We start from the raw sequence: 4,711 nt of genomic DNA on the forward strand, positions 1-4,711 counted from the left end.
TGGTCACCGCGCACGTCCACCAGGCCCGCCCGGCCGATCCCGCCGCGGTCCGCCGCTGCGGCGCCCACCGCTGCCTGCGGCTGGTGGTCCAGGCCGCCGACGGGCCGTTCATCGACCTCGACGACATCATCATCGACCTCTCCGGGCGCACGGTCGCCCGGCTGAAGTGACGGGGACAGCGCACAGATGAAGATCAAGCGGACCATGGGCGCGGCCGCGGCGGCCGCCCTGCTCGCGACCGCCGGCATCACCGGTACGGGGGCCGGCCCGGCCGCCGCCCAGGCCCCGGCACCCCAGCAGTGCGCGGCGTCCACCACGGTCAAGGAGACGCTGCCGAACGGCACCACCTGGCAGCTCTGCTGGCGGATGCACGCCAAGAGCGGCCTCGTGCTGGAGAACGTCTCGATCGCGTCCACCCGTCATCCGCAGCCGGTGCGGATCCTCAAGTCGCTGACCCTGGCCCAGCTCAACGTCCCGTACGACTCCGGCGAGACCGAGTACAACGACATCACCGAGTTCGGCTTCGGCGGCGAGTACCTGCAGACGCTGGCCGGTGACGACTGCAAGGGCGGTTCGGCGCGGGTCGGCTCCGACGGTGGTGCCGAGCCGCAGCGGCGCAAGGTGCTGTGCGTGGGTGCGGAGGCTTCCGGGCTCGCGTACCACCTGGCCAACGACGAGACGCCGGGCCAGCCGTACGCGAAGCAGGGCCACGACCTGGTTCTGCGGGCTCTGAGCCGGGTCGGCTGGTACGAGTACGTCACCGAGTACCGCCTGCACGACGACGGCCAGATCTCCGCCCGCCTCGGCGCCACCGGTGACCTGTCGCCGATCGACTTCACCACCCCCGACAAGGGCTGGCCGATCGGCAAAGGCAAGCAGGCGTACGCGACCAACCACTACCACAGCGCGTTCTGGCGGGTGGACTTCGACATCGCCGGCGGCGGTAAGGAGCAGGTCGAGCAGTACGACTCCAAGGTGACCGGCCCGGGCACCGTGTCCGCCAAGATCGCCACCGTGCACAAGACCATCGCCAAGGAGGGCAGCTTCACCAAGGTCAACCGCCGCTGGTGGCGGGTGGTCAGCCCCGGCGCGAAGAACGCCGACGGGCACAACCGCTCGTACGAGCTGGTCACCGGCGCGAACGACGTCTACGAGGCGCATCCGGAGACGGTCCCGGACGTGACGTTCACCCAGTTCCACGCCTGCGAGCGGTACGCGACCGGCAACGCCGACCCGCAGTGCCCCGGCCGGCGGGGCATCGTGGACTACGCGCTGCGCCCCGAGACGCTCGCGGATCCGATCATGTGGGTGCGGGTCGGCTTCCACCACGTACCGCGCGACGAGGACCAGAGCCCGATGCCGTTGCACTGGCAGGGTTTCGACCTCGTCCCGCGCGACTTCACCGAGATCAACCGGCTCGCCCCGCCCGCCCTCAGCGGCGTCAACGGCCAGAACTGACGGGACCGCGCCGGCCCCGGGTGATGCCCGGGGCCGGCCGTCCGATGAGGAGACTGATGCGCGTCCGCAGCCTTGTTCTGGTCCTCGTCCTGGCCGTCGCCGGGTGCGGGCCCCGATCCACGCCCGTGGCGGCACCGTCGGCGTCCGTCGCCGCGCCGAACGGCGTCGACCTGCTCTTCGCCCAGATGATGGTCGTGCACCACGCCCAGGCGGTGCAGCTCAGCCGCATCGTCTCCGCCGAGCCCGGGGTGAGCGAGCGGGTCCGGAACGTGGCCGGCTTCATCGCCCACGACCAGCAACGCGAGATCGACGAGACGAACGCCTGGCTGGTGGCCTGGGGACGGCCGGCGGTGGACCCGGCCGATCCGGTGGTGCGGCAGCTGCACGGCGGCAGGGACGCCGCGGCGCACGGCATGCTCAGCGACGCCCAGCTCGATCAGGTACGCGACGCGGCGCCGACCGAGGCGTCCCGGCTCTTCCTCCAGCAGATGATCGCCCATCACACCGGTGCGATCACCATGGCGCGCTCGGCGCTGGAGGACGGCGGCAACGCCTACATCCGTACGCTGGCCACCCACATCATCAATGAGCAGACCGCCGAGAACGACGCCATGCGGGCCCTGCTCGTTACGCCGCCTCCAGGCTGAGCTCGCGGGGCCGCACCAGCATGGTGTGCATGTCGTCCGGGGTGAGCGGCCGGCTGAAGTAGTAGCCCTGGATCGCCGGGCAGTCGGCCGTGCGCAGCGCGTCCCAGTCCGCGATGTCCTCCACGCCCTCGGCGACCACGGACATGCCCAGCGACCGGGCCAGCCACAGCACGGCCGAGATGATCGACGCCTTGCGCGGGTCGCCGGCCAGTCCGGCGACGAACGAGCGGTCCAGCTTGACGATGTCCGCGGGCACGGACTGCAGCCAGGTCAGCGAGCTGTAGCCGGTGCCGAAGTCGTCCAGGGCGATCCGTACGCCCAGCGCCTTGAGAGCGTGCAACCGGTCCTGCAGGTCCACGGAGTTGGACAGCAGGGCCGTCTCGGTGATCTCCAGGACCAGCCGCGACGGGTCGTCCAGGCCGCTCGCCGCGAGCAGGCCGGCCAGCATCGGCACGAAGCCGGGCTCGGACAGCTGCCGCGGGCTCACGTTGACCGACACGTAGCCCAGCTCGTCGCGCCACCGCTGCAGGTGGCGCAGGGCCTGGGCCAGCACGTGCTCGCCGAGCGGGACGACCAGGCCGGTCTCCTCGGCGGCGGAGATGAAATGCCCGGGCGCGAGCAGCTCGCCCTCCATGGTCCACATCCGCACCAGGGCCTCGGCGCCGACGATCAGGCCGGTGGCGGGCGACACGATGGGCTGGAACCACACCGGCAGGGTCGCCTCGCGCCGGCCGTCCAGGGCCTGCCGCAGCCGGGACTCGGCGGTGATGCGCTGCTGCACGGCGACCCGCATGTCGTCGTTGAAGAGTTCGAGGCGGTTGCCGCCGGCGCGCTTGGCCGCGTACATCGCGGTGTCGGCGGCGAGGACGGCCTGCTCGGCCTGGCGCGGCCCGTGGGCGACGGCCAGGCCGATGCTGAGCGCGATCTGCAGCTGGGCACCGGCGACCGGGAGCGGCTCGGCCAGTGCGGCCAGCACGGCCTGACCCACGCGTACGCCGGTCTCCTGCGGACCGGGTAGCGCGACCACGAACTCGTCACCGCCGAGCCGGGCCACCAGGGAACCGGCCGGCACGGTCCGGGTCACCCGGTCGGCCAGGGCGCGTAGTACATCGTCGCCGGCGGAGTGCCCGGACCCGTCGTTGATCGTCTTGAAGCGGTCCACGTCGAGGTAGAGCACCGAGGCGGGGGCGGCGTCGGCGCTCAGCATGGCGAACAGGTCGACCTCGAAGGCGGCCCGGGACAGCAGCCCGGTCAGTGAGTCCTGGCGTACCTGGCGGCGCAGCGCGGCCTCGTGCTCCTGCTGCCGGGTGACGTCCATGCAGTGCACGAAGATCAGCCGCAGCTTGCCGTTGCGGTCGCGCAGCCCGTTGCTGTGCACCTCCACGTGCATGATCGACCCGTCGTCGTGCCGCCGGTACGCCGTCGTGAAGGTCACGGGATCCGTCGCCTGCGTCAGCGCCTCGAAGACCCCGGCCTCGGCGGGATCCACCGCGGTCATCGGCAGGTCCGCCACCCCGAAGCCCGCGGGCAGCTCCGCCGGCAACCCCAGCCAGGACCGGTACGCCGAGTTGGTGCGCAGCAACCGCCCGTCGGGCGCGAGCATCGCCATCGGTACGGGCGTCTCGTCGAACGCGACGCTGAGCTGCGCCCGGCTCTCGGCCAGGTTGTCCTCGGCGCGCCGCTCCTCGGCCTCGGTCAGCCTCCAGGCGACCACCTGGAACGTGGCCGCCAGCAGCACCGCGAGCCCGTGCAGCAGCGCCCAGGTGAACGGGTGCAACTCGGCGCTGCGGTGGTCGTACGTGTGCTCGCTGACGAGCGTGCCGAAGACGGCGTGGTGCAGGGTGGTGCTGACCAGGAAGGCGCCGAACGGCGCCCAGTCGCGGTACAACGCCAGCGCGGCCACGGCGACGAAGAAGCTGAAGTGCGACTCGGTGAGCCCGTCGGACATGGCGACGAAACCGGCGCAGGCGATGGTGAAGCCGGCCGCGACCGCGATCGAGGGCAACCGGCGCACCGGCAGCAGCACCGCGCCGACGACGCACGGCAGGACCAGCAGCACGGTCACCAGCCAGTCCGCGTCCAGCCCGCCCCGCGCAGCGCCGAACACGGTCAGGCCGGGCACGGTCGAGGCGAGCAGCATGGTCAGCAGCCGGTGGCGACGAGCCCAGTCCTCGTCGCGCAAGCCGCCGCCGGTCGGCAGCCAACCGCGCATAGTCGAACTCCTGTCTCGTCAACCGTCTGGATCCTGATCGGCGGCCCGCGGGCGGGCATGAGTGATCGGCCGGCGCCGGCGGCGTATTCCGGTGGACGCGGGGGTCATCATGATCGGGTGGGAGTCACCCTCTCGGGCGGTATCAGGCCGAAACCGGGTCACCGCGTGCTCGCGGCCGGCCCGGTCGGCGATGCTGCCCGGCTCGCACCCGGCACGCCGGTCGCGGTGGGTCCCGCTACGAGCGCCGAAGTGGCGGCCGAGGTCCTGGCCCGGCTGGGGGAGCTGGTCGCCGCGGGAGGTGCGGTCGCGGCCGGCGCGGACGTCGACCTGGGGGCCGGACACCGGTCGGCGCGGATCGACGGTGGCGCCGGGGACCGCCGGGACGCGGTGCTGG

General features: G+C 72.4%; 4 protein-coding genes. 3 read left to right on the forward strand and 1 reads right to left on the reverse strand.

What is annotated here, in order from left to right; genetic code table 11:
- Positions 1-186: 186 nt before the first annotated feature.
- Together AB0C29_RS34270 and AB0C29_RS34275 are read left to right on the forward strand one after the other, a co-directional pair.
- Positions 187-1,458, forward strand: a complete 1,272-nt coding sequence (locus tag AB0C29_RS34270) for a primary-amine oxidase (RefSeq protein ID WP_360829186.1) — start codon at positions 187-189, stop codon at positions 1,456-1,458.
- Positions 1,459-1,514: 56 nt separating this feature from the next.
- Positions 1,515-2,105, forward strand: coding sequence for a DUF305 domain-containing protein (locus AB0C29_RS34275; protein ID WP_360829189.1), 591 nt, complete (start codon positions 1,515-1,517; stop codon positions 2,103-2,105).
- On the opposite strand, the gene AB0C29_RS34280 is transcribed toward AB0C29_RS34275, so the two are convergent.
- A complete protein-coding gene (locus AB0C29_RS34280) occupies positions 2,086-4,317 on the reverse strand; it encodes an EAL domain-containing protein (protein WP_360829192.1) in 2,232 nt (743 codons plus the stop codon). The genes AB0C29_RS34275 and AB0C29_RS34280 overlap by 20 nt on opposite strands.
- A 117-nt stretch (positions 4,318-4,434) precedes the next feature.
- On the opposite strand from AB0C29_RS34280, the gene AB0C29_RS34285 reads away from it, so the two are divergent.
- On the forward strand, positions 4,435-4,711 hold a 277-nt coding region (locus tag AB0C29_RS34285), incomplete at its 3' end, for a hypothetical protein (RefSeq protein WP_360829196.1).

This window comes from Actinoplanes sp. NPDC048791 (assembly GCF_040650095.1).
In the GTDB taxonomy this organism is placed as follows: Bacteria; Actinomycetota; Actinomycetes; order Mycobacteriales; family Micromonosporaceae; genus Actinoplanes.

Bases quoted from the DNA above. Each gene is read 5' to 3' on its own strand.
- AB0C29_RS34270 (WP_360829186.1), top strand. From the start codon at position 187: ATGAAGATCAAGCGGACCATGGGCGCGGCCGCGGCGGCCGCCCTGCTC.
- AB0C29_RS34275 (WP_360829189.1), top strand. From the start codon at position 1,515: ATGCGCGTCCGCAGCCTTGTTCTGGTCCTCGTCCTGGCCGTCGCCGGG.
- AB0C29_RS34280 (WP_360829192.1), bottom strand. From the start codon at position 4,317: ATGCGCGGTTGGCTGCCGACCGGCGGCGGCTTGCGCGACGAGGACTGG.